Source organism: Amycolatopsis sp. NPDC114484, from assembly GCF_055633755.1.
The window spans coordinates 284,105-311,088 of the sequence record NZ_JBVKDQ010000007.1; the positions used below are offsets into that span (position 1 = coordinate 284,105).

A 26,984-nucleotide genomic window follows, 5' to 3' on the forward strand; every position below is an offset into this window, starting at 1 on the left:
TCTGCTGGTCAGGCGTCGTCGAGCGCTCCGGCGGCGGCCGCCGAGTCACACGTTCGGCGGGGCGTTCGGGTGGCCACCCCGGGTCTTGGTCCAACGTGCGCCCCATCGTCGGCGGTCGATTCGATCCCAAGGCTAGTCACTTCGCGCGCGCCGGTGCCCAGGCCGACGCCGCAAGCCGCCGTGCTGAGCCGTGGGAATCCGCGACCGATGGCTCCGAATCCTTTGTGGACGATGACGCGACGGCGACCAGCACGGGCCGGACAGGCACCCGGGAAGCGCGACACCCTGGCCGATCCCGCGCCGGGCGCTCGGCGTCGACAGCCTGCGCGTGGTCGACGCGTCGATCTTCCCCCGGGCAACCCCCGACCAGGCCGCGATCACGGCTGGCGACCCACAGCCGACCGGCTCGGCTGGCAGCTGTGCGGGCTCGCCTCGCCCGAGCTGCGCGCCGCGCCGGATCTGCGACCATGGTGACGATCGTGTCGACGACAGGAGAGCTGATGGACGAGTCGAGCCGCCGTGCGGTGTGGCGACCGGGCCAGGACTGCCAGGCGGTGGCCACGGCCCGGTCGCTGGGGCAGGACGTGGACAAGATCCACGGGGACGCGTGGGGCGTCGTGGGCACCTTGGGAGACAGCGTCTGCTACGTCGGCGTCACGGACAAAGCCGCGGCGATCCACGAGGCACTGGCGCGCCGGATCCGCGAGCGCGACCTGCCCGTCCGGCTGCTGGCTCCGAACTACTCGGGCGGGATCTCGGACGGCCAGCGCAACGGCACGCCGCAGATGCGGTACTCGCTGATCGGCCGCGAGACGACGAACGACGGGTTGTCGCTGCATTTCGAGGGCAGCGAAATCCAGGGGGTCGTCGCCGTGGTGGCGTGCGACAAGCCTCCGGTCGGGGCCACGGCGGCGATCCTGGAGCGGAACGTGCCCGCGGTGGTGGTTTCCGACGGTTCCATCCGTCCGGGCACCGATCCCGAAACCGGGGAGACGATCGATCTGGTCAGCTGCTTCCAGGTCGCCGGGGACCCGGACGAGGCCAAACGCGAGCGGTGGGCGCGCAACGCGTGTCCCGGGCACGGCAGCTGCGGCGGGATCTTCACCTACAACACGATGCAGTCCTTCATCGCCGTGCTGGGGCTGGAGCCGCTGCACATGGTGTCGCCGGCGTCCGAGGACCCGCGGCGGGTCGAGGAGTTCCCCGAACAGATCGTGGACTGCCTGGAAATCATGACGCAGCGCGGGATAACGCCGCGCCAGCTGGCCACTCCGCTCGCGTTCCGCAACGCCGCCGTCGTGGCGATCGCGCTGGGCGGCTCGACGAACGTGGTCCTGCACGCGCCGGAGATCGCCCGCGCGGCCGGTCTCGACTTCTGGACCGAGGTCATGACCCAGCAGGAGTTCAACCGGCTCTCCCGGACCGTCCCGGTGCTCGTCGACGCCCGGCCGTTCGGGCGGTACAGCATGGTGGACATCGACGCGGCCGGCGGCCTGCAGGCGGTGGTCCGGGAACTGCTCCGGCACGACCTGCTCGACGGCTCCGCCCTGACCTGCACGGGCGAGACCCTCAGCGAGCAAGTCGAACGGCTCGACCCGCCCGCCCCGGACCGGCGGGTGATCTTCCCGGTCGCCGAACCGTTCAAGCCCACGGGCGGCTTGCGGCTGCTGTCGGGCAACCTCGCCCCCGACGGCGGCGCGGTGATCAAGCTGGCCGGAGTCGAGTCCGGCGTCGTCGACGGCCGGTTCGAGGGACGGGCGCGTGTCTTCGACAGCGAGCAGGCCCTGCTGCGGGCGCTCATCGACACGCCCGACGAGTTCGCGGACCGGGACATGGTCGTCATCCGCTACGAAGGCCCGAGGGGCGCTCCCGGCATGCCCGAGATGCTCGACCCGACTTCCCGCATCACCGCGCTGTGCCGGAAGAAGGGCATCTCCGTCGCGCTGATGACCGACGCGCGGTTCTCCGGGGGATCGGTCGGGCTGGTGATCGGGCACGTCGGCCCGGAGGCCGCGCTCGGCGGGCCGATCGCCCTCGTCGAGGACGGCGACACGATCACCGTCGACCTGAACACCGACACCCTCGAATGCGCCGAATTGGCCGATCCCGCCGTCCGCCAGGCTCGGACCGAGAAGTGGCAGCAAGCCGCCGACGCGAACGGCGGCGTCCATCCGCTGGTTCGCCCGGTGACGTCCCGCCTGCTCCGCCGCATGCGCGCACTCGCTGCCTCCGCGATCGACGGCGCGGGGATGGCGGAGGCCGTTCGCTGACCCGGCCCGGGCGGGCCGTTCAGTTTTCACGACGGTGGGCACCGACCAGGATCGGCCGGTGCCCACCGCCTCTGCCGAGGCGGGTGTGGAGCCATGAACCGCTGTCAGTAGTCGAAGGACACCTGCGCCTGCGGGGAGCACACGTCTCCCCGGCCAGGCACGTCCTCGCACACCTTGATCTTCGCCCGGGCGCTGTGCCCGTTGCCGGGCAGGCGGTTGGACAGATTCGTCGGCACGTACTTCATGCGCTGAGTGCGCGGGGTCTGCTTCGTGGCCACCTTCTCCCACACCGAAGGAAGACCCGGGCCGTAGATCCGGTAGAACCAGAACTCTACTTCGACGTAGACGCCCTTTCCGTTGTTGGCCATATCGACGTAGTTGATGCCGACCGTCGCGTACACGCCTCCGTTGTTCGCGAAGTCGCCGTTGGCCTTGGCGAGCGGGGCGCCCGATTTGAGGGCGGTTACCGCCCAGGTCGGGTTGGCCGCGCTGGCCGCCGGCGCGAGCACGACGCTGGTGGCGAGACCGGTCGCGACAGCCGCGAGAGCCACCGCGGAGCGGATCCTGGACATGTGAAGTTCTCCCTCCGATCCGGCCGCCGCCGGAATGGGCGACCGAACGGGCACCACGCTGCCGGGACCCGTCCTCGCCCGGTCACGGTGCGGTCCTCTCGCAGGTCGGCCGGGTTAAGATCGCGGCTGCGAGGAGGGGGCCGATGGACTTCCGCGTGCTGGGGCCACTGGAGATCTGGACGGCTCGGGGTCGGCTGGCGCTGCCGGCCGCCCGGCATCGGCGGGTGCTGGCGACGCTGCTGCTGACGCCGGGCTCGGTCGTCTCGATGGCCCGGCTGATCGAATCGGCGTGGGACGGCGAACCGCCGGCGACCGCGGCCAAACAGGTGCGGAATTGCGTGTCGGCGCTGCGGGACCGGCTGGGCGACACCGAGCGGCGGCTGATCGTCACCGACGGTTCGGGCTACCGGATCGTCGTCACTGACGAGCAGCTCGACCTGCTGCGGTTCGCGAAGCACGTCGCCGAGGGGCGAGGGCAGGCGGCCAAGGGCGCACTGCGCGACGGAGTGCGCGAGATCCGGGCGGCGCTGAAGTTGTGGCGCGGCCCGGCCCTCGACGAGCTCGGCACCGGCGCGCTGGCCGGGCGCGTGGCGCGGCTGGACCAGCAGCGCCTGGACGCGTTCGAATCGTGCGTGGAATGGCAGCTCGCGCTGGGGCAGCATCGCGAGGTCATCGACGAACTCGCGGAGGTCGTGGCCGAGAATCCGCTGCGGGAACGGCCGCACGCCCAGCTCATGCTCGCGCTCGACCGTGCCGGGCGGCAGGCCGACGCGCTCGAGGTGTTCCGGAAGCTGCGCACCGGACTGGCCGAGGAGCTGGGCATCGATCCCGGCGCGCCCGTTTGCGAGCTGCACGAACGCATCCTCCGCGGCGAGAACCGATCGCAACCGGTCCCGGCCGGCGACCTGGACCGCGCGGCCGGGGAACTCGCGGCGGCGATCGCCCGGCAGTGGACGGCCGAGGCCGAGATGCGGGCGCTGCATCGACCGAAGCCGGTGCCGCTGCGCTGGTCGAGCACCGAACGCGAGGTGGCCGCGGCGGCGTCGGCGGTGCTGGGCGACCGTCGCGGCGGCGACCCGGAACGGCTGGCGCTCAGCGGCGACCTGACCGACGTGGTGGCCAAGTACCGGCGGGTCCCGTCGCGGCAGCTGGTGGTGCTGGGCGAGCCCGGCTCCGGCAAGTCGGTGCTGGCCATCCTCCTCGTTCTCGGGCTGCTCGCGGACCCGCCGCCGGGCGAGCCGGTACCGGTGCTGCTGACGCTGGCGTCGTGGAACCCGCGTCGCGAACACCTGGACGCCTGGCTGGCCCGGCGACTGGTCGAGGAGTATCCGGGCCTGGCGAACACCGCCGCCTACGGTCCGGACGCCGCGCTGCGCCTGGTGCTGGAAGGCCGGGTCGTGCCGGTGCTGGACGGCCTGGACGAGATGCCGCCCGGTTCGCTCACCGCCGCGATCGACGCCCTCGACCAGGCCGTCGGCGCGGGCCGGCCGCTGGTGGTGACCTGTCGCGGGGCCGAGTACGAACTCGCGGTGCGGGCCGCGGGCTCGTTCCTGGCCAGGGCCGCGGTGGTGGAGCTCGAACCGGTGGAGATCGAAGACGCCGTCGAGTTCCTGACCGGGTGCCGAGGCCCGGGGGAGACCCGGTGGCGGCCGCTGGCCGAGCGGCTCAGGCGGGAGCCGGCCGGGGTGCTGGCCCAGGCGCTGCGCACGCCGTTGATGGTCGACCTGGCCCGGAGCGCCTACGCCGGCCCGGCCGCCGATCCGGGCGAACTCTGCGACACAGCCCGGTTTCCGGATCGCGCGGCGATCGAACGGCACCTGCTCGACGCTTACCTGCCGTCCGCTTATGCGTACCGGCTCGGCCGGTCGCGCGATTACGACCCGGAGCGCGCCGAACGCTGGTTGTCCTTCCTCGCCCGGCGGCTCGAAAGCGAACGCACCCGCGATCTTGCCTGGTGGCGGCTGGACAGGGCGCTGCCGCGTTTCGCCGTGGGCCTTTGCCTCGGCCTGCCGCCCGCGTTGTTGTTCGCACTCACCGGTTTGCTGGCCGCGAACCCGGTCACTGCGGCGATCTACGGCGTTTCCTTCGGTGCCGCCGGCGTTTTCACGCACAGCACCGGGCGCCGTCCCGGCCCGCAGCGGGTCGAAGCGAGGTTCACCGGGATCGCCGGCCGCTTCGCGCGCCGGTTCGCGGTCGGCGCGGTGGCGGGAGCTTGCCTCGGCTTCGGCTGGTCGCTGCCGGCCGGGGTGATCGGCCTCGTTTCGGTGGTGTTCGGCCTGGCCGTCGGCGTGCACGTCTGGCTCGGCACTCCGCTGGATGCCACCCGAGTGTCCAGCCCCGGCGCGGTATTGCGCCAGGACCGGTCCGCGGCCTTGTCGTTCACGTTGGCGTTCACGGTGTCACTGAGCCTTTTCTACGGCCTCGCGCTGCGCCTCACCCAGGACGAGCCGACCATCCAGCTCCTGGACGGCAGCTTCGATGTGGTGCTGAGCCTCGCCGGAGGCATCGCCGCCGCACTGCTCGGCCGGTACTTCGCGTCGAAGCCCGGCAGCATCGCGTACGGCATCGCCGGGGCGCTGATCGGAGGCCAGGTGATCCAGGAGACCCCCAGCCTCGCCGACGCGGCGGTGGCTGGCGGTCTGTTCGGACTGGCCGTCGGGCTCAGCGTCTGCCTGTCCCGGGCCTGGGGCGCCTACAGCTGCACGCGCTTGTGGCTGGCCGCTCGCGGCGACCTCCCGTTCGACTTCCTGGCTTTCCTCGACGACGCACACCGCCGCGGCGTGCTGCGGCAGGTTGGGGCGGTGTACCAATTCCGGCACGCCCGGCTGCAGGAGCGGCTCGCCGATGCCCTGTCCGTGCGATGACTCAGTGCGGATGACCGGTGCCGTGCACCCCAGCCGCCGTTCGCGCTGCCTGTTCGCGAATCGGCAGAAGCAGCAAGACACCTAGCAACGGGCCGATAGCCAGTACGCCGAAAGACAGGAACAGCGAGCCGGTCGCGCTGAACACGGCACCGACGGCGATCGGTGCGAACACGCCGCCTAGTTGCCAGGCCGTGTTGGCGAGGCCGAAGGCACCGCCGACGAAGCGTGGGTCGGCGTATTGCGGGACGGTCGAGTTGGTCAGCACCGTGTAGCCGTACACGCCCAAACCGAGAAAAGGAGCGAGGATCAGCAGGACGGTGTAGTCGCGCACCAGACCGAAGACGATCAGGATGACCACGAAGTATCCGCTGAGGATCGTCAGGTGTGCTTTGCGGGTGCCGCGCAGGCGGTCGGACAGGAAGCCGACCAGAGGTTTGACGCCGATCGCGGTGGTGCTGACGATGACCATGACCAGCGCGGCCTTCCCCGCCGAGAGCCCGAGCGATTTGACCATCAGGGAGTTGCCCCAGGCCAGGAATCCCAGGGTGGCCCACTGCATGCCGAGTCCGGCTGCCGCGAGCGACAGGAGATTGCGGTTCCTCAGCATCGCCTTGAAGCCGAGGCGTCCGCCAGCTTCCGTCCTTTCGACGGGCTCGACCTCTACAGGCGGGTCGTTGCGCAGCAGGACCCAGCAGACTATGCCCGCCACGACGGTGAGCACGCCGAACAGGTAGTAGACCCCGTTCCAGTCCAGGCCCTCCATCAGCGCCGGGATGGAGGCGTTGGCGATCACGCTGCCGAACGCGGTCGCGGTGATGTACAGCCCGAACGCGGTGGCGCCGCTCGCGCGCCGGGAACCAGCGGCTGAGCAGTTTCGTGAAGGACGCGACGTCGGCGCCGCTGACCAGCCCGATGAGGATCTGGATCGCGATCCCCACGCCGAGGTTGTGCACCGTGCCGAAGGCGAACGTCAGTATTCCGGCCAGGACAAGGGAAATCCCCACGGCGAGGCGGCCGCCGATCAGGTCCGCGACGATTCCGCCGGGGATGTTGGTGACCACGTACCCGATGGACATCGCGGTGGCGAAGATGCCCAGCTGGGCCACCGGCAGCCCGATGGAATGCGAAGCGTCGACCGCGACCACCGACCAGGCGGTGCGGTTGATGTAGATGAGGGTGTAAGCGAGCCAGCAGACGGCGAGGATCACCCATCGGTAGCGGGACGCTCTCGCGGCCAGGGGCACCGCCGTGTCCGACGGCGACTTTGTCGCGTCCATTGTGGACCTCCTTGTCCAGTAACGGGAAGCTCAGTGCAGCAGGTCCCACTCGCGGAGCTGGGCCGCGTTGTGGTGCAGGGTCGCGACGGGCGGGCGGTCCAGGCTCATGTCCTCGACCGAGACCCAGCCGGGGTAGCCGCGCTGGTCGATGAGCCGAAGCACTTGGGGGACATCGACTTCACCGTCCTCGAGCGGAGTCCAGCCGGCCTGCCAGCCGCCGCCCGGCGAGCGGAAGTGCGCGGCGTTTTTCAAGTGCACGTGCCCGAGATAGTCGCCGAGCAGGTCGAGTGCGATCTCGTGCGCCTCATAGCCTTCGAAGACGAGATTGCCGAGGTCGTAAATGACCCCGACGTACGCGGGGTCGAAGCGCGAGACCACGCGGTGCGCGAGCGAGGCGCTGGGGCAAATGGTGTTGTGGTGGATCTCCAGCAGCGCGCGGATGCCGGCCGCTCTCGCGGCGGTCTCGATCTCCCCGAAGAACGCGACGGTTTGCTCGAACAAGTCCGAATAGGACTTTCCCGTTCGCGAGATTCTCGGTGCCTGCAGCCGAATTTGCGGAGCGCCGGCGGCCGTTGCCAGGTCGCACGCGAGCCGGAGCGTCTCGGTGTCGCCGACCTCGATGTAGGGCGCCAGGCCGATCACGTCGAGTCCCGCCGCGCGCGTGTCGCGTGCGACCGCCTCCGTCGTTGTCACGTCCAGCGGGAGAGTGGCGCGGTGGTCGACCAGGTACGGGTGCGCGGGCTTGGGGTCGCGGACGCTGCCGGGGCGCGGCTCGACCCGCCATTCGATCCCGCCGAACCCCGCGGCGCGAACCTGGGCGATGCATTCGGGGATGTCCACTGTGGGCAGACAAATCGTCCCGACGCCGAATTTCACGGCTGGGCCGGGTGTTCGGCGGCGAGCGGGGTCTGCGGGAGCGGGGCGAGCTGCGCGCCGCCGCATACGTGCAGGACCTCGCCGGTGATGAACGACGCCGCGGGCGAGGCCAGGAAAGCGACGGCCTCGGCGACGTCACGGGGTTCCGCCATCCGCGGCATCGGAGTGATGGCCTGGTATTCCGCGGTGAGACGCCGGATCTGCTCTTCGTCGCGGTCGTACGCGGTGAAGTCGGTCAGGATGAAGCTGGGCGCGACCGCGTTCGAGGTGACGTTGTACTTCGCGAGTTCGGTGGCGAAGGAGCGGGTCAAACCGACGATCCCGGCTTTCATGGCGGTGTAGGCGACCGGCCCGCCGGAAACCCAGTTGCGCGAGGCGATGTTGACCACCGCGCCGCTGCGTTGCGCCTTGAAGAATTCCAGTGCCCTGCTGACAAGGAACGCCGGGCCGCGCAGGTTCACTTCGCTCATGAGGTTCCAGTCGTCCGGAGACAGCTCGGAGAGCGTGGAGCGGCGGTTCACGGCCGCGTTGTTGACGATGACGTCGATCCGGCCGAAGCGCCTGCCCACGTCCGCGATCAGCTCCTCGATCGACTCGACGGACCCGAGGTCGGCGGCGATGCCGACCGCGGGCGGGGCGAACCTGGCGCGCAGCTCGGCGGCGGTCGCCTCCGCCGCGTCCGCCTTGACGTCGGCCACCACGACCGCGACGCCGTCTTCGAGCAGGCGTTCGGCGATGGCAGTGCCCAGTTTTCCCGCGGCTCCGGTGACAATGGCGACACGGTGGGGTTCAGTCATGGTGTGTTTCCTTCTTTTCCGCGGGGGACAGGAACTCGGCGATCGCGGCCACCACGTCGCCCGGATGTTCGTGGTGGGTCCAATGCCCGCCTGGCAAGACCTTGATCGTGGCGTCCGCGAGGAACTCGCGGGCCAGGCGGGCGCGTTCGCCGTTCCGGTAGATCGTGAGCAGCGGGACGGGAAAACCGGCGAAGAACTCCTTCGCCTGGGACTGGAAATGCAGCGCCTCCGGGCCGAAAGCGAACTCGATGAACAGCTCCCGGACGGTCGTCGGCGTGGCGTCGACCAGGTCGCCGGTGCGGGGGAGCACCGGGCTCGGCCCGTGGCTGGCGAAGTGTTCGCGGGCGACCGCGACGGGATCCTCGCGCCGGAGCCGCTCAGCGACCCCCTCGATTCGGGCCCGGTCCTCGTCAGGGAGGCCGAACGCCGGGTCGATCGCGACCAGCCCGGCTATGTGCTCCGGCTCCTGCCGGGCGAGGTAGGCGGCCGCCTCGCTGCCCGCGGAATGGGCGACCAGCACCACGCGGCCGAGACCGAGCCGGTCCACCAGCGCGCGCACGTCGGCCGCCACCTGCGGCAGCCGCAGGTCCGGCCCCGGCTCGGACTCGCCGTGCCCGCGCAGGTCCACGAGCACGACCGGAGCGATCCGCTGCAGTCCAGGCAGAACGGGATGCCAGTCCGAACGCGAGCGCGCCCAGCCGTGGACGAGCACGAACGTGAACGGAGCCCGCTCCGGCCCTGGCAGCCGCTCGAAAGCCAGCTCGATGAGCACGGTCATCGCTTCCTTCCCGCTCGTCCTGTTCGCTGTGCCGATCCTGCTTGACCAGCAGTTATAGATCAAATGCCTATCATTCGACCCCACCATGCCTGGCAGGCATATGATCGGTTCATGCTGGAGCTGCGCCAACTCGACTATTTCCGCGCTGTCGCCGAGTACGGCTCCATCTCTCGCGCCGCGGCGGCCCTGCACATCACCCAGCCGACGCTGAGCAGGCAGATCGCCCAGCTGGAGAAGTCGCTCGGGCATCAGCTCCTGCGGCGCACCGCGGCCGGCACCGAGCTGACCGCGGTCGGCGAGGGCCTGCGCGATCACCTGTTGTCCATTTTCGAGCTGGTCGACCGGGTCCCCGAGGTCCTCCAGGCCGCTGCCGGCGCCCGCCGCCTAGTCCACTTGGGAGTCCCGTCGGGGATCCCGGCGGGCTGGATCGAGGCCTACCTGACCGCGGTGCGCGAGGCCGCGCCGGAGATCCATTTCGCGATCGTCGAAGCCACCAGCGAGGAACAGCGCCGGCTGCTGCTCAACGGGTTGCTGGACCTGAGCCTCGTGCACACCCAGCCGCCGGAGCTCCACAAGGAACTCCTTTTCCGGCAACGACTCGGCTGCGTTTTCCGCGAAGGCACCGGGCCCCGCGACCGGAAGCAGCTCGACGTCACCGATCTCGACGGGTTGCGCGTCATGGCCCATTCCGCCAAGGGCGAAGAGGTCAGCCTGCGCGCGGCGGCGACCGCGAGCGGCACCGAAGTCGACTGGCTGTTCCGCGCGTTCTCCGAACACAGCGAACTGATCGCCACCAGCTCACAGGTCGACACCGTGCTCATCGGCGCGACGTCCGCCCGGAAGTGGTTCCCCGCATGGCACTGGATTCCGTTGCACGCGGAGCGTCCCGAGCACTGGATGCGGACGTGGGCCGCCTGGGCTGGGAACGACCTGAAGCACGCCGACGTGTTGCTTGGCTGCCTGCGGGCAACCGCCAAGAGCTACCGTGACGATCCCACTTACGAGTTCGTCGGCTGAACCGGTGAGCCACGAGTTCGCCGATGAGCCGTCAGCCGAGCAGCCAGCAGCGTGCTCGAGACACTTCGTCTAGGTGACGCCCCGTTCCGCCATTACGCGAGGAACGCCTCGACGGCCTCCACGACCGCCCCCGGTGCTTCTTCCGGAACGTAGTGCCCGCCGGGGACCGCATGCCCGCGCACCGCGGACGGATCGGCGTGGTGTTCTTGCCAGACACTCACCACGTCGTGCCCGCCGAGGCCCCCTTCGGCACCCCACAGGAGCAGCAACGGCGCCTGCACCCGCGCCCCGGCGGCGTGGTGCGCCTCGTCGCGAGCGAGATCGACCGAGAAGCCGGTGCGATAGTCCTCAAAGGACGCGTGCAGCCGCGCCGGGTCGTCGAACGCTTTGACATACTGCTGGAAGGTTTCCTCGTCGACCGCGCCGGTTTCGCGAACCCTGGCGAGGAAATGGCCAAGGTACGCCTCGACATTCCCGGAGACGAGCTTCGCCGCCAGCTCCGAGTTCCGGTGAAAGAACCAGTGCCACATCGCGCTCGCGGAATCGCGGTCGAACGAGTTCATCACCACCCTGGTCGGCAGGATGTCCAGCAGCGCCAGCGCTTTCACGTCCGCGGGGCGGTCGAGGGCCCAGCGGTGCGCGACGCGGGCACCGCGGTCGTGGCCGAGCACCACCGCCGACTCGAACCCCAGATGGTGGACCAGACCACTCAGATCAGCGGCGGTGGCGCGTTTGTCGTAGCCGCCCGAGCGGGCCAGTCCCGAGGCGCCGTAACCGCGCAGGTCCGGGGCGACGACGGTGCGGCCATGGCTGAGCGGCTCGACGACCCGGCGCCAGCACGCGTGCGTCTGCGGCCATCCGTGCAGCAGCACGACCAGTTCCGGCCCGTCACCGACGACGCGGTAGGCCAGCTCGACGTCGTCCAAACGCACGGACTCGAGCGCGTCCCGAAGCATGCTTCTCCCTTGTAATCATCGAGTGTTGACACCTGTCACGAGACGCCAAGTGCCGACTGCAGCCCGGTGGCGGCCGGATGCCGGGCGAGCAGTTCGTCGAGCCGGCCGCCGACGTCGGCGCAGTTTTGCCGGACCACCGAAAGGAAAGCGGCCAGCACCGGCGAGGAATCGGTCACCCTGAAGGACATTTGCAGATCCGGCAGCCGGAACTTCGGCTCGACGGCGCAGAACCAGATGTCCTTGCGCGCGATCAGCCGCATCCGTTCCGGACCGAGACCGACCCCCGCGGAGCAGGCGGCGAGCCCGGCGATGGTGTGGATGTCGCGTGCCAGCGTGGCACCGTCGAGGACGGTGGGCTCGAACAGCGACCTGAGATAGGAGCCCGCCGCGTCCGCGCTGACCACGAGCGGCTCGCGAGCGAGCTGCTCGACGTCGACGGACCGGCTCCCGGCGAAGGGATGTCCTACCGAGACCGCGGCCACCAAATGGTCGGCACCGATCGGCACAGTGACCAGTTGCTCCGCGCCCGCGCCCCGGGGATTGCCGCGCCCCACCGCCACATCCAGCTCGCCCGCGAGCAACGCGGCGGAACCGGCGGAACTGTCCAGCTCCTGCAGAGTCATCCGCACCTCCGGATGACTCCTCCGGAACCGGCCGATCACCCCCGGCAGCGGGTCGAGCAGCGCGGACCCGATGAATCCGAGCCGCAGCCGCCCGGTCTCCCCGCGTGCCGCGCGGCCCGCGTCGACGAGCGCGAGGCTCATCTCGGCAAGCGCGCCGCGCGCCCGGGCGAGAAACGCCTCCCCGGCGGCAGTGGGCAGAACGCCGCGCGCGGTGCGGTCGAAAAGCCGCTCGCCAACCTCCCGCTCCAGCGCGGCGATCTGCGTCGACAACGGCGGCTGCGCGATGCCCAGCGACGCGGCGGCGCGGCCGAAGTGCTGGTGCTCAGCGAGCGCCAAGGCGTACCGGAGGTGACGAGCTTCCACGGCCGTCATGATACGTAAAAAGTATCGTGACGGCATTCGTAAGATATTGCGATGGATAACGCGGCGCTGCGGGTGTGCTCTGGGAAGGTCCGTGATCGACCTTCCCGAAGGACCCGAAGTGACCCGACCCTCCTCGTCCGAGACCGTCCTCCTGCTCGTGCACGGTGCCTGGCATTCCGCCCTGCACTGGACGTCGACGCAGCGCGCGCTCGCGCGGCACGGCCTCGCCAGCGTCGCCGTGGACCTGCCGGGGAGCGGGCTCGACGCGCCTGTCCCCAGCGGGTACTTCCTGCCTGGCCAACCCGGTTTCGCCAGCGAACGGTCGGCCCTGCGCGACGTCACCGTGCAGGACAGCACCGACGTCGTGCTCGACGCGCTGATCAGCGCCCGCACCCGGTACCGCAACGTCGTCCTGGTCTCGCACAGCGCCGGAGGCGCGGCCGCGTCCGCCGCCGCCGAGCAGGCGCCGGAACTCGTCGACCGGCTCGTCTACCTGTCCGCGTTCGTGCCCGCGGGCCGGCCCCGGTTCGCCGAGTACATCGAAGCGAAGGAGAACGCGGGCGCGGTCCAGATCCCGCCGGTCGGCGATCCGGCCGAACTCGGCGCGATCCGCATTAACCCGCTTTCCCCCGACCTGGCCGTCACCGACGTCATCCGCCGGGCGTTCCTCGACGATCTCCCTTCGGACAGCCCGGAATCGTGGCGGCAGTTCCTGCACCCGGACCTCCCGTTCGCGAACTTCACCACGCCGGTCCCGGTCTCCGCGGCGCGCTGGGGCCGGATCCCCCGCTCCTACGTGCGGCTGGCCGGCGACCTCGCCCTGCCGCCCGCGACCCAGGACCTGATCATCGCCGAGGCGGACCGGCTGACGCCGGAGAACCCGTTCCGCGTGCACTCCCTGCCGGGCGGCCATTCCCCGTTCGTGACCCGGCCGGACGAGCTCGCGACGACGCTCACCGCCGTCGCCCTGCACCGGTCCGACCAATGAGCTCGGTGCGTCTTTCGCCGCCCGCTCAACGACTTCTGCTGCCGATCGTCCTGTCCGGCACCTTCGTCCAGCTGTTCAGCGTCACGGTCATGCAGGTGGGCGTGGTCGACGTCCAGCGGGACCTGGGCGCCGGGGCCGCGGAGACCCAGCTGGTCCTCGCCGCCTACACCCTCACCTACGCCTGCTCGCTGATCGTCTCCGCGCGGCTGGGGGACAAGTACGGCTACCGCGCGATGTTCGTCACCGGGATGGCGTTGTTCACCGCCGCCTCGATCGGGGCCGCCGCCGCACCGGAGGCGTGGGTGCTGATCGCCGGACGCGCCCTGCAAGGTTTCGGCAGCGGCCTGATGGCGCCCCAGATCCTGTCGATCATCCAGTCGGCGGTGCCCGCGAACCGCCGTCCCGCCGCGCTGAGCGCCTTCGGCGGGACGATGGCGGCGGCCTCGCTCGCCGGTCCGGTGCTCGGCGGCGTGCTGACCCAGCTCAACCCGCTGGGCCTGGGCTGGCGAGCGGCGATGCTGCTGGTCGTTCCCGTTGGGATCGCCGCCCTCGCGCTCTCGCCCGCACTGCCGTCCGTCCGGGACGAACGCAAGCCCCAGCGCGTCGATCCGATCGGTGCGGCGCTGAGCCTGCTGGGCTTCGCACTGCTGGTGTTCCCGCTGACCATGGGACGCGAGGCCGACTGGCCGCCGTGGACCTGGGCAAGCCTGGCCCTGGCCGCTGTTTCGCTGACCGGTTTCGTGGTCTCCCAGCGCAAGGTGGCGGAACCGCTCATCCAACCGTCCACATTGGCCGAACCGGTGACGAGATGGGGCCTGGTCGTCGTGCTGGTCTTCAACGCGGGCGTCCCGTCCTTCACCCTGCTGCTGTCGACGCACCTGCAGGGCGCCAAGGGCTGGAGTCCACTTCAGACAGGCCTGAGCCTCACCCCGTACGCCGTCGGAGCGCTGGCCGGGAGCCGGATCGCGAACAGAGTGGGCAGACGGTTCGGCCCCCGCGCGCTCGCCGCTTCCTCGCTCGCGATGGGACTGGTGTCCATCGCCGTCCCGGTGCTCATCGACAGCGACGACCTGCTCTGGCTGTACTGGCTCGCGCTGTGTGCCGGCGGAGTCGCCTTCGGGGTGTTCACCGCGTCGGCATTCACCCAGATCATCGCCAGGGTCCGCCCCGAGGCAGCGGCCTCGGTCTCCGGCCTGCTTCCCGCGGCACAACAACTGGGCGGAACACTGGGTGTCACATTCGCGGGCATCGCTTACACCGCACCGGCCGCGACCGCGGGCGACGCCTTATGGCACGCGATGACCTACGAGGCGGCGGCTTTCGGGTTCGCCATGATGTGCGCGATCGGCGGGTTTCGGGAGTTGGCGAAGCGGGACTGATCGACCGCCGAGGGGCCGAGCATGAGGTTGATGTCGCGGACCGTTTTGTAGTCAACCGTTGTGCCGTCGATTGCTTCGTCGGTGCCAAGCGCCTCGCACGACACCGGCAAGCTCTCCGACTCGCTCACGACATCCATGCTGTCCGCGAACAAACACGCCCACGCATGCTTCCACTATCGTCTCGACGAACTCGCCCCGAGCCGACACCACGCGGCCAGCGCATCCAGCACCGAGTCCTCGCAGCTACACGACCGGCGTAACTGCGTCCCCCGGCCGTCGAGTGAACGTGTCTGCTCGAACCCACTGCAAGACCCGGCATTCGGCGATCCGGCCGGTGCGCGGCCTCCACCAGGTCGGGTGATCATGACGACACGACACTCTCCCGGACCGATGCGAAGGTGATCTTGCGAAGGGTGTTCAGCGGAGAGGCGCGGGATGGACACAGTGATCGAACGGATCATTCCGGTGACGGTCGTTGCGTTGCCGGTGTCGCAGATCCTGTGGGTAGTGCTGGCGGTGCGCCGGAGCCGGCGCTCGCCGGCCTCGATCGCGACGTTCACCGCCGCGATCGACACAGCGATTCTGCTCTTCAGCGGGCTGGTCGTCGTCCTGGTCACGGCACCCGCCGGGGACGGCGAAGGCAGCACCCTGCATCTGATTCCGGGCCAGGACGTCGCCGGCCTGGGCGAAGACGCGGGCTGGCAGATCGCGGGAAACCTGGTGCTGCTGGCACCGCTCGCGGCGCTAGTCCCGTTCCGGGTGCGCTGGCTGCGGTCACTCACCCGGGTAGCAGCGGCCGCGGCGCTCGTCTCGATCGGCATCGAAGCCGTGCAGTACCTGCTGGACGCCGGCCGGGTCAGCGCCACCGACGACGTACTGCTGAACACGATCGGAGCCACCGCCAGCGCGAGCCTGACTCGCGGTCTCTGGTGCGCTCTTTCGCCGACGATCCCTCGTCCTCGCGTGGGCCTCGAGTCCGTAGCCTCCAGCCCGACGACTCGCGCTGCTGGACTGCCGGATTTTCGCGGTACGGCTCGTCCGGGGAAGTCGGGTTCTCGTGCCGCCGATCGGCTTTAGCGTGTGGGTACGGTCTGCTTCCGCGAACAATGCTCGCGTGCGTCCGGCCGCGCGCGAAACTGCGGCAGAGGGCCAGTCTTCGGCAACTGCAGCGCCAAACTCAGATAGAAAGTCAAGCAGTACTGCCCGTGTGGCAGTCGTTCGGATTCCGGGTACAGCCGAACGGCCGGACGGAGTTCGAGATCGTCTTGTCGCCGAGCCGGGTTCGTCGGACATGGTGGCACCGACCCGGCTGAGGGGCTACGGCGGAGCTGCCCGCCGACCGGGTCGGTACAGCTCTGGCCTACCGATTCACGGCTTCGCGAGCGGAGATCCGGCTCGTGCGATTGACCGCGCGGGCCACCGTGTTGCGCACCGCGAGGCCCGGCCGGGTACGGGGAACCATGAGCCGCGAGACCAGGCCGACGCGTCGCTGCCGCGGGGCTAGTTCACGGCGGAGTCGCGATTCGTAGGCAGCGAAGGCACGAGCGTGCTCGCCTGGATGGGCGGCCAGCTCTTCCGCGAGTGCGTACGCGCCCGCCATCGCCAGACTGGACCCGTCGCCCAGCAGGGCTGTCGCTCCCGCCGCGTCGCCGAGCAGCACGACCCGTCCGCGCGACCACGAGGGCATCCGGACGGTGGTGAGGCGGTCGAAGAACGGAGCCGGGTGGTCGAGGTACGCCGCCACGAGTTCCGGCACCCGCCACCGCATGTCGGCGTAGGCGTCGGCCACCGTCTGTTTGTGAAGAGCGATGTTCTTGCGGCCGTGGGGTTCCAGCTGCGCGGCCCGGAAGGTGAAGATCGCGAGCGGGGTGGTCCGCGAGGGGTGGATGACCAGCATTCGATTCGGCACGGTCAGCATCGTCATCTCGGCCGGGTCCTCGATGGCGTCGGGTTCCAACGGGACGGTCGCGCCATACATCCCCAGATCGCTCACGAATTGCTGCTCGGGTCCGAAGACCAGACGCCGCACTGTGGAGTGCATCCCGTCCGCGCCGACTACCAAATCGAAGCGCCGCGGCGCGGACCGTCGAAAGGTGACATCGACCCCGCCTCCGTCCTGGTCGAGAGCGGTGACCGTGTCGTCGAACAAGAACTCGGCCTCGGGCTGCGCCGACTGGTGGAGCACTTCGGACAGGTCGGCTCGGGTCACCTCGACCGTCGGGGCGTCGCCCGAGACGAGGGGGAGCTGCAGGATTCGCCTGCCGGCGGGGTCGAGCAGGGTCAGCGACCGATTGCGCGTGGCGAGCCCGCGGAGCTGCGGGAGGATGCCCATGCGCTCGGCGACCGGGATCGCGGGCCCCTTCACGACGATCGCGCTGCCGCCGGAGCGCAGCTGCCGGGCCTGTTCGACGACCGTCGGCCGGTATCCGTGCTGGGAGAGCCAGTAGGCGAGTGCGGGCCCTGCGATTCCGGCGCCGACTATCAGCACCTCGCGCTTCTTCATGACGGTGACCTCTCGGAGTGTCGATGACCAGATCCCCGGCGAGCGGCGGCACAGCGCGGCGCGACCAGGAGAAGGTACGATCAAATTCGTACCTGAGTAAAGCACCTCGTTGAGGTACGATGCAAGTCGTACCTGAAGGAGGTGTCGCGATGAACCAGGTCGGGCCGGAGGCCGATGCGCTGGAGCTGGGCGCGGTTTTTCGCGCCCTCGCCGACGAGCACCGTCGTTCGGTGATGACGGAGCTGGCCGCGGATCGCAGCGACAGCGAACGGGGCTGCAACTCGTTCAATCTTCCGATCTCGAAGCAGACCCAGACCCACCATTTCCGGGTGCTTCGCGAGGCGGGCCTCATTGACGAGATCGACTACGGCAACCGCAAGGGCGTCCGGCTGCGCCGCGCGGACATCGAGAAGCGGTTTCCCGGGCTCCTCGCACTCCTGGATGCGGAGCCCCGAGGCGGTACCGCTCCTCAGTGAGCACGCCGGAAATCGCTACGCACATCTTCTGTGACATATGCGGGGCGGCTTAGACGGTCAGCGGAACAGGCGGAAGAACCCGCGCACCTGCGCGACTAACGACTCCGGCTGCTCCAGTGCGGCGAAGTGACCACCACGTGGCAGCTCCTCGAACCAGCGCAGGTCGGTGAACCGCCGCTCCGCCTCCCGCCTCGACGGGCGGGTGATGTCGCGCGGGTAGACCGACAGCCCGGACGGCGCGGTCACCTTGTCCCGGAAGTTGGCGAAGCTCTCCCAGTACAGGCGCGCTGACGACGTGGCCGACGCGGTGAACCAATAGACCGAGATCTCGTCGAGGATTGCCTGCCGCGACAACGCATTCTCGGGATGGCCGTTGTTGTCCGTCCACGCCCAGAACTTCTCGGCGATCCAGGCGGCCTGCCCCGCCGGGGAGTCGGTGAGGCCGTAGCCGAGCGTCTGCGGCCGGGTCGCCTGGATCGCCGAGTAACCCCGGCCGGTGCGCTGCATTTCCTTCTCGGCCTTGAGATTCGCCAGCTCCGCGGGTGTCGGGTCGTCGAATGCGCCTGCCGCAACGGATCCCAGGTTCAGGTGCACGCCGACGACCCGCTCGGGCTCCACCTCGCCCAGCGCGCCGGACACCGCCGAGCCCCAGTCGCCGCCCTGTGCGCCGTACCGCTCGTAACCCAGCGAGACCATCAACGTGTCCCAGGCGCGCGCGGTGCGAGTGACGCCCCACCCGGTCGTCGGCGGCTTGTCACTCCAGCCGTACCCGGGCAACGACGGCGCGACGACGTGGAACGCGTCCGCCGGGTCGCCGCCGTGCGCGCGCGGGTCGGTCAGCGGGCCTAGGACGTCCAGGAACTCGAGCACCGAACCCGGCCACCCGTGCGTGAGCACGAGCGGGAACGCGTCCGGCTCCGGCGAGCGGACGTGCAGGAAGTGGATGCCCAGCCCGTCGATCGTGTCGCGGTACTGCGGGAACGCGTTCAGCCGCTCGGCGAACCCGAAGTCGTAGTCCTCGGCCCAGCTGCGGCAAAGCTCCTGCGCGTACGCCAGCGGCAAACCCTGCGACCAGTCGTCCACCGGCTCGCGCTCGGGCCACCGGGTCCGCCGCAATCGTTCACGCAGGTCCGCGATCTCGGCTTCGGTGATGCTGACCTCGAATGGTTCGGCGGACATGGCAAGGCTCCTTAAGGCGTTCTCGGGGCAGAGGCGAGTGGTCAGTCATCGCGGGCTCCCGCGCGCGGCGTCTGGTTCGGGGCGTCGGGTCAGGCTGAGAATTAGTCCGGCCAGGGGGAGTGCCGCGAGTACGGCGAGGGCGACCGGTGCCGCCACGATGCCGGACAGACCCGCGACGGCGGCCGGACCGATCCCGCCGCCCAGGGCGTTCATGAAGTTGAGCAGGCCCTGTGCGGTGTCGCGGTCGTCCGCGGCGACCAGGTCCGGCGCGAGGCCCACCAGTACGGCTTGGGCGCCAGCGAATCCGCACACGGTCAACGCGGTGCCGACGACAACGGGGATCGGCCCGGTGAAGATCGCGACCACGAGTACGCCGACGACGGTGAGCGCCGCGAGTCCGGCCGACACCTGCCAGCCGGTGAACCGGTCGGTCAAAGTCCCGACTAGTCGCCCGGCCAGCACCGAGCAGGCGGCCGCCGGGACCAAGAGCACACCGGCTTCCAGGGGGCCGCCGCCCGTGGCCTGCTCAATCAGGGACGGGGCGCGGAACAGCACCCCGTAGTAGCCGGCGAAGACGGTCCCGCCGATGAGCCCGGCCGCCAGGAAGCCGCGGGATGCGATCACCCGTCGGGGCACGAATCCGTCGGGCTTGCTTCGCACACGCCGCCACAGGCCGACGGCGGAAAGTGCCCCAGCGGCAGCCACGACGAGCGTGACCGGAGCGGGCAGGCCGACCGAATGTGCTTGCAGCAACGTAATCAAGGAACCGGCGAGTATCGACAGCACGGCCGCGCCGACGATATCGAGTCGCCCGGTCGAGCCGTTTCGCTCACCGCTCCGCATCAGTGCGTGCCTGCTAGGCAAGGCTGTCAGCAGGAGAGGCAGCGCGAGGACCGGGATCGCGAGCACGGCACGCCATCCGAGCCAGGCGGTCACCGCCCCGCCCAACAACGTCCCGCACCCCGAGGCCATCGCGCTGGCGGCCGCGATGATTCCCAGCGCGCGGATCCGTTGCCGCCCGGGAAGAACGCTGGCCGCGGCGAAGACAGCGATCACGGTCGCGCCCGCCCCGGCTCCGCCGATCAGCCGGCCGACGATCACGACGGACAGCGTCGGCCCGGCTCCGGCGAGCACGGAGCCCGCGGCGAGCGCCACGACCCCGGCGACGAGGACCTGGAAGGGGCTCCAGCGGACCAGCAGCCGGCCCGCGACCGGCATCGCGAGCGCGGAGGTCAGCGACCACGCGGCGAGAATCCATGCGGTGGCCCCGAACGGCACCTCGAGTGCGCGGCCGATGGCCGGCAGGGCCACCGACGGCGCTCCCAGTGCCACGTACATCGGCAGCACCAGCATCCCCAAAGTCAGCCCCAGCCGACGCCCGTCCGGGGCGACGGCAGGCGGGAGCGTCTCCTGCCGGGTAGGTTGTGACATGCTAAAGCTCCTTTGAGTGTCACCATACGGAGCAGAAGGGAGACACGTCAAATGCAGGATGCGTATCACAGGCCGGCGGCGGTCCAGACGGCCGTCGACCTGGCCAACACCTTGATGCCGATCAAGGGAGAGGACGCGCTCGAGACCGTGGAGCAGCTCCGGGACTTCCTTGCCGCCCATCCCGGGGCTGAGCCTCCGAGTTCGGCCGCGACCCAAGGGGCCGGTCCGCGGCATCTCACCCGGGCCGACCTGACGGAAGTCCGCGCGTTGCGCGAGACAGTGCGCGAGGTGCTCGAACGCGCGAACACGGACGCGGTCGAAGCTGCGGCGCTGATCAACGACGGTCTGCGTCGCAGCCGCGCCACCCCGGTACTGCGCAACGAGGACGACCGCTGGTGGACCGAGGTGGCCTCCGACACCGACCGCTGCTCGGCGCACCTCGCCGCGACCACGCTCAGCGCACTGGCCTCCGTGATCGCCACGTTCGGTCCCGCCCGCCTCGGCGTATGTGCCGGGCTGAACTGTCGAGCCACTTTCGTGGACCTGTCGCGCAACGGCTCGAAGCAGTACTGCACCCGAAACTGCGCGCACCGGGCCAGCGTCGCGGCCTACCGGAGCCGTCGCAGCCCGCAGTGAGTGCTGGCGCCCGACCCCGACCGGCTCCGGGATTTCGTCCGGCTATTCAGTGCAAGATCAGCCCAGCACTGCACGTCCTCGAGTTCGCCGATGCTGACCGCGACGTCGCAGAGGATCTGCAAATCCCGCCCGCGCTCGAATACGGAGTCTCCATCCCGGTCGGCCGCTGGCAAAACCTAGCGCCGACGCCTAGGGAGTCCCCGATGCCGTCGTCGCGATGCCGCCGTCCACCGCGATGACGGTGCCCGTGAGGTAGGACCCCGCCCGGCTGGAGAGAAACACGGCGATACCCGCCATGTCGTCGGCGCGACCGAGCCGGCGCAGAGGGGTCGCCGCCGCGATCGTGTCGCCGACGGCGTCGAGCGTGGACGCCATCATCTGCGACGGGAACACTCCCGGGGCCACCGCGTTCACCGTGATGTGCTGTGGGCCCAGTTCCCTGGCGAGCACTCTGGTGAGTTGATGGAGTGCCGCTTTGCTGCTGGCGTACGAATAGTTGGGCGACTGGGCGACGTGGATGGCGGCGATACTGCCGATATTGATGACCCGCGCGGGACCATCGGCGGCGCCCGCCCTGCGAAGTGCGGGCAGCAGCGCCTGCACCAGCCAGAACGGCGACTTGAGGTTGAGGTCGAGCACCGTGTCCCAGGCCTCGTCCGGGAACGTCTCCAGCGGCTCGCGCCACATCGCGCCCGCGTTGTTGACGAGGATGTCCAGGCGGTCCGAGTCGGCTTGGACGAGTTCGGCGAGTCGCTGGCATTCGTCGTGCCTGGAAAGGTCGGCGGGGATTGCTTGCACGTCGCCGAATTCGGACAGCAGATGCTGTGCCTCGGCGCATGCGTCTGCGTTGCGTGAGCTGATGATAACGCGGGTGCCTGCCTGGAGAAGGCCGCGCGCGATCATCATTCCGATACCCCTGGTGCCGCCGGTGACAAGTGCGCGTTTCCCGCTCAGATCGAAAAGTTCTGTGTGGGTGGTGAATTGGTTGTCTGTCATTAGTCTCCGTCTTTTATGTCGTTGTCGGTCAGGGTGTCTGCTCAACCAGGTTGACAGGCGTTTTAGACGTCCAGGAGACCCTGGCGATACAGGTACTGTGAGAGCCACCCTTGCGTGGTGCCATGATCCATGATCTCCATTTATTCACCTCGCGCTCCAGCAGTGCCACGGATTTCGAGGACCCGAATGGAACCGGCCCGGCATCAATGCCGAGTCGGTTCTGGTTCGTGAGCCCGGAACAATCGGTGTCGGGAACGTTGCGTTCGCCACTGCCGAGGCGACGGACTACGTGGCGAGCGGGTGCGGTTCTGGCCGTTGTGTCCGGCGTAGGCATGCGCAACGGCGTAGCCGAAGTCGTGCTCGATCCGCGTGAGGGCGCCAGTGGGCGGAGATCTGTTGGGTCGCCACCCGGGGCGGATGCTTGCCGTGGAGGGTCCACAGGCGGTCGTAGCGGCGACGTCGAGGCCGACGTCTGGTGATTGTCAACGCGACTACGCCGCCGGGCCGAGCATTTCGTCTTATCGGCGGCACCCCCGCCGGACGCGGAAGCGATCGTCTCAAGTGGACACTCGCGCACGACGCGGTCACGCCCCGTCGGCTGAGCACCGCGGCATCGATTCGGACTGAGCGAGCCGCGCCCGTCACCGCCGCTGCGCCGTTCGGGCGCGGGACTGCGACAAACGTGAACCTACCTTCGTCGGTGTCGCGATTGCCCGAAGCTGTTCGAGAATCACAAACCTGAGATTGATCAAGTGCAGTTTCAACGACGAGTCGGCCCGAACTGGAGGTCCATGGTCCCGGTCCGGTTATCCGACGTCCCAAGGAGGAGGCGCCTCCGCACCTAGCCGAGCTCGGCACCGAATCCGGAGGTCCGGATGCGGACTCCCCACCCGGTGCACGTCCTTTCCCCCGTTCCGCGCAGGAGGAAACACATGCGATCGACACGTTTCAGGCTGAGCGTCCTCGCCGTCGGCTCGTTCGGCACGCTGGCTCTCGCCATGACCGCCGTTCCCGCCGCGTCCGCGGCGGCGACCCCGGCCGCAGTCATGAACAGCCTCGGTTCCGCCACCGGCGGGCACTACCTCGACGACAGCGGTGCCTCGGTCGTCACGGTGCTGAACGACACCGACGCCGCCAAGGTGCGCGCTTCCGGCCTGAAAGCGAAGGTGGTGCGGTACAGCCTGGGCCAACTCGGCGCGGTGAAACAGCACCTGGACTCCACCGGCGGCGTGCCCAGCGCCGGCTGGGGCCTCGACCTCGCCCGCAACCAGGTCGTCGTCGACGTTTACGACGCCACCCCGAAGGCGCAGCAGACCATGCTGCTCGACACCGCCCGGCAGTACGGCGACATGGTCCGAGTCGAACACCATCCCGGCGCCATGTCGTTGTTCATCAAGGGCGGCGACAAGATCAGCAACGGCCAAGCGTCCTGTTCCAACGGGTTCAACGTGGAGAAGGACGGCAAGAAGCTGCTCCTCTCCGCCGGCCACTGCGAGAAACTCGGCGGCGGCGGTCCGTGGAACGACGGCAAGACCGTCGACGCGGTCTTCCCCGACGAAGACAACATGCTCGTGGAGAACGCTTCGGGCGAGGGGCCGAGCGAGATCAACGACGGCACCAAGATCACCGAGTTCGCCGACGCGACGGTGGGCGAGCAGATCAAGCGCGCCGGGATCACCTCCGGCGTGACGTCGGGCGAGGTCACCAAGGTCGACTACACCTTCGAAGCGGAGGGCTACACGGTCTACCACGAGTTCTGCACGACCGCGCACTCCGACCACGGCGACTCCGGCGGTCCGGCCTACGACGGGGGCAAGGGTCTCGGCACCCTCTCCGGCGGAGACACCCAGACCTCGTGCTTCTTCCCGGCCACGCTGTCGGCCAAGAGGTACGGCGTGACGTTGCCCCAGTCCTGACCCTCGGGTGCCGTCGGGAGGCACTGGTCCTCTCGACGGCACGCCCGTGCACGAGGCGCTGATTCGCTTCTGGCTCGACGGTCGCCCGCCGACAACCGATCTGGCGAAAGCAGAACATGGTTTCGGTTGCTGATCGCGCTCAGGAACCCTGGTGGTGAACCACATCCCGCTTGTCGCAGTCGGCGCAGCGGGCGGTGCCCGGGGTGACTGAGAGTAGGGTGCTTTCGTGCTGCTTCTGGACCTCGAAATCACGCGTCATGATTGGTCGCGGAAGCACTGCGCCTGTGGCCGATCAGCGGCACATGTCGCAGACGACTTGATGCGGCTCGCCCGGGCTGACGAGTCGAGCGGCTTCGGCGCCGAGATCTTCGAGGGACACGTGTTCGTGTCTTCGTTCGTCCACGAACCGGTCGTTCCCGTCGTGTCCGTGGCGTTGGCGGCATTGGCGGACGATGTCTCTGACTACGCGCGGGCCAAGTTCCTGGAGTTGCTCCTGTCCCCGGTCGGAGATGACGGCCAGTCGGAGCGAGCCGAACGCGAAGGGCGGGATCTTGCCGCCGAGTGTGTGGCAGCGGCGAAACCGGGGATCTGGTTGCTGTATGCGGAGATCTTCTCGGGACGGCGGGTGGATGCCGCGGCGTACGCGTACGAGACGCTTTCTCTCATCGAAGAGAATCAGGAACGGCTTGAGCTGGTCCGGGTGACTGCCGGTGGGCTTCTGCCTTGGGATCTGCGATAAGGACGAGCGCGTCGTCCGAAGGCGAGTCGGCGCTGCGGTCCGGTGTGTCGGGAACGGGCGGTTCCGCTGCTCCGACCCAGAACTAGGTACTGGGAAACGCACTGTCCAAGTCCCACTCGCAGCAGCATGGGGCGACCCTCCGAGCGGGGCGGCTTCTGGGCGAATGTCCTGAATGGAGTCGTGCTCACAAGAACAGCTCGGCATCGGCGGCGAACAACCCAGTCGTTTACGCGGCTTTGGCAGAAGACAGGTGAACGCGGCAGGAGATGTCGCTGGACTCGGATGTTCCGTCGAATCTCAGCACCTCGCGCACCCGGGTGTTCCCGTTGCAGAAGACGATCGCGGACTCCCCGCGGCAGCGGCCGAAGTCGCGCGTTTGAAGTGGCTTTCCAGGTTGTTCGGGCGGGGGGGATCAGCTACCGCAACTGAGCCGGAGGAGACCACACCAGCCGCGGATCGGTCTGTACGAAGCTGCCCAGCAGCTGGTCCACCCGCATCAGCACGTTCAGATCTAACCGGACCCCCGCTGCCTTCGCGTTCTCGGTCACCTGCTCCGGCCTGCTCGCTCCCATGACTGTCGCGGCCACTGTCTCGTTCTGCAGCGTCCAGGCGAGGGCGAGCTGGGCCATCGTCAAACCGGCGTCGTCCGCGACGCCTCGCAGCAGTTCTACCCGGTCCAGCAGTTCCGGGTACAGCACCGGGCGGGCATGGGCCGGGCCGGTCGCGCGCGAGCCTGGCGGGACGACGCCGTCGCGGTACTTTCCGGTCAGGACGCCTTGGGCCAGCGGGACCGACGCGAACTGGCCGATGCCGAGCCGCTCCGACACCGGCATTACCTGCGCTTCGGCGACTCGCCACAGCATCGAGTAGTGCGGCTGGTTGGCGATCAGCGGCACGTCGTACCGCGCCGCCGCTTCCGCGCCCTGTGTCAGCTGTTCCGCGGTCCACTCCGCGGTGCCGACGTACCGCACTTTGCCTTGGCGCACCAGGTCGGACAGGGCCAGGAACGTTTCCGCGACCGGGGTCTTGTAGTCGAAGCGCAGCAGCTGGAAGACGTCGACGTAGTCGGTTCGCAGACGCCGCAGCGAGCCTTCCAGCGACGCGATCACGTGCTTGCGGCTCAGGCCCGAGTCGTTGGGCCCGGGGCCTTCCGGCCAGAACACGCCGTTGCACAGCACCAGGTCCTCGCGACGGGTGCCGGCGAACGCCGCGCCGAGGGCCGCTTCCGCCGCGCCGCCGTCCCAGGCTGCCGACGTGTGGAAGGTATTGATGCCCGCGTCCAGGGCGGCGGCGACGCAGCCGGGCGCTTCGTGGGTGAGCCAGTTGCCGTAGGCGATCTCGCTCACCGCGAGTCCGCTCGTGCCGAGCCTGCGGTACTCCACTTTCAACCTCCCCGGACGGCCGTCTCGGCGATCCACGCGTCGACCGCGCGGGCCTTGCGCGCGAACGTTTCCCGCACCGATTCGTGCGGCAGGATCAGGAATTCCTCCCCGGCGAGCCCGCGCACGACCGCGTCGGCGACGTCCTCGGGTTCGAGCAGCGGCGCGGCGGCCGCGATGGCCAGCGCGGCCGGGTGGCCGGCCGCGATGCCCGGTTCCAGCAGCGCGGTGCGGACGCCGAGCGGGCACAGCGCGCTGACCCGCACCCCGCGGGGGCGGTAGGTGATCGCCAGCCATTCGGCCAGCCCGACGGCCGCGTGCTTGGTGACCGAGTACGGCGCGTCGCCCGGCGTGCCGAGCAGGCCCGCGGCGGACGCGGTGAGCAGCAGGTAGCCCTCGCCCCGGGCGAGCATCGAGGGCAGCACCGCCTGGGCGGCGTGGACGTGCTGCATGACGTTGATCTCCCACGACCTCGTCCACTGGTCGTCCGCCGCGTGCACCCCGGTGCCGAACGCGGCCCCGGCGTTGGCGCAGAACAGATCCACCGGCCCGAACTCGGCTCGCGCCCCCGCGACCAGCGCCTTCAAGTCCTTTTTGGACGTCGCGTCGGTCGCCGCCGCGACGGCCCGCCCGCCCGCGTCCCGGATCTCCTCCGCCACGCGCTCGGCGCCGGCCTCGTCGACGTCGGACACGACGACCCCGGTCGCGCCCTCGGCGGCGAACCGGCGGGCCATGGCCGCGCCGATCCCGCGCGCCGCGCCGGTGAGCACGACTACCCGTCCGCTCAGTTCCACGTGGTCTCCATTATTGTTCGCGGCATTGTCACCGGGGTGAGCAAAGTGTATTTCCGGACTGTGAGCTGCGTGATAAAAGTGCTGGTCAGAGGGTTGTGGTGGCATTGTTCCTCGGTTTCCGACATTAGCAGGCGGGTGGCCCCGGCGGTACGTCCGGCGATAATTAACCGCGTCC

Annotated in this window: 22 protein-coding genes and 2 pseudogenes; 10 read left to right on the forward strand and 14 right to left on the reverse strand. The window is 69.5% G+C overall.

Features of this window, described 5'->3' with window-relative positions; translation table 11 throughout:
* The first annotated feature begins 479 nt into the window (after nucleotides 1-479).
* Nucleotides 480-2,270 (forward strand): dihydroxy-acid dehydratase domain-containing protein, encoded by a 1,791-nt coding sequence (locus ACZ7SW_RS19915; protein ID WP_470231890.1) that lies wholly within the window; start codon nucleotides 480-482, stop codon nucleotides 2,268-2,270.
* Between the two features lie 104 nt (nucleotides 2,271-2,374).
* Here ACZ7SW_RS19915 and ACZ7SW_RS19920 read toward each other — a convergent pair whose 3' ends face one another.
* Complete coding sequence (locus ACZ7SW_RS19920; RefSeq protein ID WP_470231891.1) at nucleotides 2,375-2,842, reverse strand: hypothetical protein; 468 nt, start codon at nucleotides 2,840-2,842, stop codon at nucleotides 2,375-2,377.
* A 143-nt stretch (nucleotides 2,843-2,985) separates the two neighbouring features.
* Between ACZ7SW_RS19920 and ACZ7SW_RS19925 the strand changes: the two genes are divergently transcribed.
* On the forward strand, nucleotides 2,986-5,706 hold the full coding sequence (locus ACZ7SW_RS19925) for a BTAD domain-containing putative transcriptional regulator (protein WP_470231892.1): 2,721 nt from the start codon (nucleotides 2,986-2,988) through the stop codon (nucleotides 5,704-5,706).
* A gap of 1 nt (nucleotide 5,707) precedes the next feature.
* Here the strand turns inward: ACZ7SW_RS19925 and ACZ7SW_RS19930 are convergent.
* From ACZ7SW_RS19930 to ACZ7SW_RS19950, 5 genes and pseudogenes are all read right to left on the reverse strand, one after another.
* Nucleotides 5,708-6,532, reverse strand: a pseudogene (locus tag ACZ7SW_RS19930) (MFS transporter); the annotation flags it as partial.
* A 73-nt stretch (nucleotides 6,533-6,605) separates the two neighbouring features.
* Nucleotides 6,606-6,983: pseudogene (locus ACZ7SW_RS19935) on the reverse strand (MFS transporter); the annotation flags it as partial.
* Nucleotides 6,984-7,013: 30 nt separating this feature from the next.
* Nucleotides 7,014-7,823, reverse strand: a complete 810-nt coding sequence (locus ACZ7SW_RS19940; RefSeq protein WP_470231893.1) for a sugar phosphate isomerase/epimerase family protein — start codon at nucleotides 7,821-7,823, stop codon at nucleotides 7,014-7,016.
* 32 nt (nucleotides 7,824-7,855) lie between these two features.
* Complete coding sequence (locus tag ACZ7SW_RS19945; protein ID WP_470231894.1) at nucleotides 7,856-8,656, reverse strand: SDR family NAD(P)-dependent oxidoreductase; 801 nt, start codon at nucleotides 8,654-8,656, stop codon at nucleotides 7,856-7,858.
* Nucleotides 8,649-9,434 (reverse strand): alpha/beta fold hydrolase, encoded by a 786-nt coding sequence (locus ACZ7SW_RS19950; RefSeq protein ID WP_470231895.1) that lies wholly within the window; start codon nucleotides 9,432-9,434, stop codon nucleotides 8,649-8,651. Before ACZ7SW_RS19950 ends, ACZ7SW_RS19945 begins: the two co-directional genes overlap by 8 nt.
* Nucleotides 9,435-9,545: 111 nt before the next feature.
* Between ACZ7SW_RS19950 and ACZ7SW_RS19955 the strand changes: the two genes are divergently transcribed.
* Complete coding sequence (locus tag ACZ7SW_RS19955; protein ID WP_470231896.1) at nucleotides 9,546-10,451, forward strand: LysR family transcriptional regulator; 906 nt, start codon at nucleotides 9,546-9,548, stop codon at nucleotides 10,449-10,451.
* A 92-nt stretch (nucleotides 10,452-10,543) separates the two neighbouring features.
* On the opposite strand, the gene ACZ7SW_RS19960 is transcribed toward ACZ7SW_RS19955, so the two are convergent.
* Both ACZ7SW_RS19960 and ACZ7SW_RS19965 read right to left on the reverse strand, forming a co-directional pair.
* A complete protein-coding gene (locus ACZ7SW_RS19960) occupies nucleotides 10,544-11,407 on the reverse strand; it encodes an alpha/beta fold hydrolase (RefSeq protein ID WP_470231897.1) in 864 nt (287 codons plus the stop codon).
* 35 nt (nucleotides 11,408-11,442) lie between these two features.
* Complete coding sequence (locus ACZ7SW_RS19965) at nucleotides 11,443-12,402, reverse strand: LysR family transcriptional regulator (protein ID WP_470231898.1); 960 nt, start codon at nucleotides 12,400-12,402, stop codon at nucleotides 11,443-11,445.
* A 109-nt stretch (nucleotides 12,403-12,511) separates the two neighbouring features.
* Here ACZ7SW_RS19965 and ACZ7SW_RS19970 point away from each other — a divergent pair, with 109 nt between their 5' ends.
* From ACZ7SW_RS19970 to ACZ7SW_RS19980, 3 genes are all read left to right on the forward strand, one after another.
* Nucleotides 12,512-13,381 (forward strand): alpha/beta fold hydrolase, encoded by an 870-nt coding sequence (locus ACZ7SW_RS19970; protein WP_470231899.1) that lies wholly within the window; start codon nucleotides 12,512-12,514, stop codon nucleotides 13,379-13,381.
* Nucleotides 13,378-14,760 (forward strand): MFS transporter, encoded by a 1,383-nt coding sequence (locus tag ACZ7SW_RS19975; RefSeq protein ID WP_470231900.1) that lies wholly within the window; start codon nucleotides 13,378-13,380, stop codon nucleotides 14,758-14,760. Before ACZ7SW_RS19970 ends, ACZ7SW_RS19975 begins: the two co-directional genes overlap by 4 nt.
* Nucleotides 14,761-15,195: 435 nt before the next feature.
* Complete coding sequence (locus tag ACZ7SW_RS19980) at nucleotides 15,196-15,837, forward strand: VanZ family protein (protein WP_470231901.1); 642 nt, start codon at nucleotides 15,196-15,198, stop codon at nucleotides 15,835-15,837.
* Between the two features lie 283 nt (nucleotides 15,838-16,120).
* On the opposite strand, the gene ACZ7SW_RS19985 is transcribed toward ACZ7SW_RS19980, so the two are convergent.
* Nucleotides 16,121-17,263 carry an FAD-dependent monooxygenase gene (locus ACZ7SW_RS19985; protein ID WP_470231902.1) on the reverse strand — a complete coding sequence of 381 codons (1,143 nt, stop codon included), beginning with the start codon at nucleotides 17,261-17,263 and terminating at the stop codon, nucleotides 16,121-16,123.
* Between the two features lie 149 nt (nucleotides 17,264-17,412).
* Here ACZ7SW_RS19985 and ACZ7SW_RS19990 point away from each other — a divergent pair, with 149 nt between their 5' ends.
* The gene (locus ACZ7SW_RS19990) at nucleotides 17,413-17,739 is read left to right on the forward strand and encodes an ArsR/SmtB family transcription factor (RefSeq protein ID WP_470231903.1); all 327 of its coding nucleotides are present in this window, start codon (nucleotides 17,413-17,415) and stop codon (nucleotides 17,737-17,739) included.
* 57 nt (nucleotides 17,740-17,796) lie between these two features.
* On the opposite strand, the gene ACZ7SW_RS19995 is transcribed toward ACZ7SW_RS19990, so the two are convergent.
* Together ACZ7SW_RS19995 and ACZ7SW_RS20000 are read right to left on the reverse strand one after the other, a co-directional pair.
* Nucleotides 17,797-18,918, reverse strand: coding sequence for an epoxide hydrolase family protein (locus ACZ7SW_RS19995; RefSeq protein ID WP_470231904.1), 1,122 nt, complete (start codon nucleotides 18,916-18,918; stop codon nucleotides 17,797-17,799).
* A gap of 45 nt (nucleotides 18,919-18,963) precedes the next feature.
* On the reverse strand, nucleotides 18,964-20,349 hold the full coding sequence (locus ACZ7SW_RS20000) for an MFS transporter (RefSeq protein WP_470231905.1): 1,386 nt from the start codon (nucleotides 20,347-20,349) through the stop codon (nucleotides 18,964-18,966).
* 51 nt (nucleotides 20,350-20,400) lie between these two features.
* Between ACZ7SW_RS20000 and ACZ7SW_RS20005 the strand changes: the two genes are divergently transcribed.
* A complete protein-coding gene (locus ACZ7SW_RS20005; RefSeq protein ID WP_470231906.1) occupies nucleotides 20,401-20,985 on the forward strand; it encodes a CGNR zinc finger domain-containing protein in 585 nt (194 codons plus the stop codon).
* Between the two features lie 189 nt (nucleotides 20,986-21,174).
* On the opposite strand, the gene ACZ7SW_RS20010 is transcribed toward ACZ7SW_RS20005, so the two are convergent.
* The gene (locus tag ACZ7SW_RS20010) at nucleotides 21,175-21,981 is read right to left on the reverse strand and encodes an SDR family oxidoreductase (protein ID WP_470231907.1); all 807 of its coding nucleotides are present in this window, start codon (nucleotides 21,979-21,981) and stop codon (nucleotides 21,175-21,177) included.
* A 932-nt stretch (nucleotides 21,982-22,913) separates the two neighbouring features.
* Here ACZ7SW_RS20010 and ACZ7SW_RS20015 point away from each other — a divergent pair.
* Together ACZ7SW_RS20015 and ACZ7SW_RS20020 are read left to right on the forward strand one after the other, a co-directional pair.
* Nucleotides 22,914-23,897 (forward strand): S1 family peptidase, encoded by a 984-nt coding sequence (locus ACZ7SW_RS20015; protein WP_470231908.1) that lies wholly within the window; start codon nucleotides 22,914-22,916, stop codon nucleotides 23,895-23,897.
* Nucleotides 23,898-24,123: 226 nt separating this feature from the next.
* Complete coding sequence (locus ACZ7SW_RS20020; RefSeq protein ID WP_470231909.1) at nucleotides 24,124-24,636, forward strand: hypothetical protein; 513 nt, start codon at nucleotides 24,124-24,126, stop codon at nucleotides 24,634-24,636.
* 416 nt (nucleotides 24,637-25,052) lie between these two features.
* On the opposite strand, the gene ACZ7SW_RS20025 is transcribed toward ACZ7SW_RS20020, so the two are convergent.
* Nucleotides 25,053-26,018 carry an aldo/keto reductase gene (locus ACZ7SW_RS20025; protein ID WP_470231910.1) on the reverse strand — a complete coding sequence of 322 codons (966 nt, stop codon included), beginning with the start codon at nucleotides 26,016-26,018 and terminating at the stop codon, nucleotides 25,053-25,055.
* 2 nt (nucleotides 26,019-26,020) lie between these two features.
* A complete protein-coding gene (locus ACZ7SW_RS20030; protein ID WP_470231911.1) occupies nucleotides 26,021-26,809 on the reverse strand; it encodes an SDR family oxidoreductase in 789 nt (262 codons plus the stop codon).
* Between the last annotated feature and the right edge of the window lie 175 nt (nucleotides 26,810-26,984).

Coding starts and splice junctions, on each gene's coding strand:
- ACZ7SW_RS19920 (WP_470231891.1), bottom strand. CDS start 2,842: ATGTCCAGGATCCGCTCCGCGGTGGCTCTCGCGGCTGTCGCGACCGGT.
- ACZ7SW_RS19925 (WP_470231892.1), top strand. CDS start 2,986: ATGGACTTCCGCGTGCTGGGGCCACTGGAGATCTGGACGGCTCGGGGT.
- ACZ7SW_RS19945 (WP_470231894.1), bottom strand. CDS start 8,656: ATGACTGAACCCCACCGTGTCGCCATTGTCACCGGAGCCGCGGGAAAA.
- ACZ7SW_RS19950 (WP_470231895.1), bottom strand. CDS start 9,434: ATGACCGTGCTCATCGAGCTGGCTTTCGAGCGGCTGCCAGGGCCGGAG.
- ACZ7SW_RS19955 (WP_470231896.1), top strand. CDS start 9,546: ATGCTGGAGCTGCGCCAACTCGACTATTTCCGCGCTGTCGCCGAGTAC.
- ACZ7SW_RS19960 (WP_470231897.1), bottom strand. CDS start 11,407: ATGCTTCGGGACGCGCTCGAGTCCGTGCGTTTGGACGACGTCGAGCTG.
- ACZ7SW_RS19965 (WP_470231898.1), bottom strand. CDS start 12,402: ATGACGGCCGTGGAAGCTCGTCACCTCCGGTACGCCTTGGCGCTCGCT.
- ACZ7SW_RS19975 (WP_470231900.1), top strand. CDS start 13,378: ATGAGCTCGGTGCGTCTTTCGCCGCCCGCTCAACGACTTCTGCTGCCG.
- ACZ7SW_RS19980 (WP_470231901.1), top strand. CDS start 15,196: ATGGACACAGTGATCGAACGGATCATTCCGGTGACGGTCGTTGCGTTG.
- ACZ7SW_RS19985 (WP_470231902.1), bottom strand. CDS start 17,263: ATGAAGAAGCGCGAGGTGCTGATAGTCGGCGCCGGAATCGCAGGGCCC.
- ACZ7SW_RS19990 (WP_470231903.1), top strand. CDS start 17,413: ATGAACCAGGTCGGGCCGGAGGCCGATGCGCTGGAGCTGGGCGCGGTT.
- ACZ7SW_RS19995 (WP_470231904.1), bottom strand. CDS start 18,918: ATGTCCGCCGAACCATTCGAGGTCAGCATCACCGAAGCCGAGATCGCG.
- ACZ7SW_RS20000 (WP_470231905.1), bottom strand. CDS start 20,349: ATGTCACAACCTACCCGGCAGGAGACGCTCCCGCCTGCCGTCGCCCCG.
- ACZ7SW_RS20005 (WP_470231906.1), top strand. CDS start 20,401: ATGCAGGATGCGTATCACAGGCCGGCGGCGGTCCAGACGGCCGTCGAC.
- ACZ7SW_RS20010 (WP_470231907.1), bottom strand. CDS start 21,981: ATGACAGACAACCAATTCACCACCCACACAGAACTTTTCGATCTGAGC.
- ACZ7SW_RS20015 (WP_470231908.1), top strand. CDS start 22,914: ATGCGATCGACACGTTTCAGGCTGAGCGTCCTCGCCGTCGGCTCGTTC.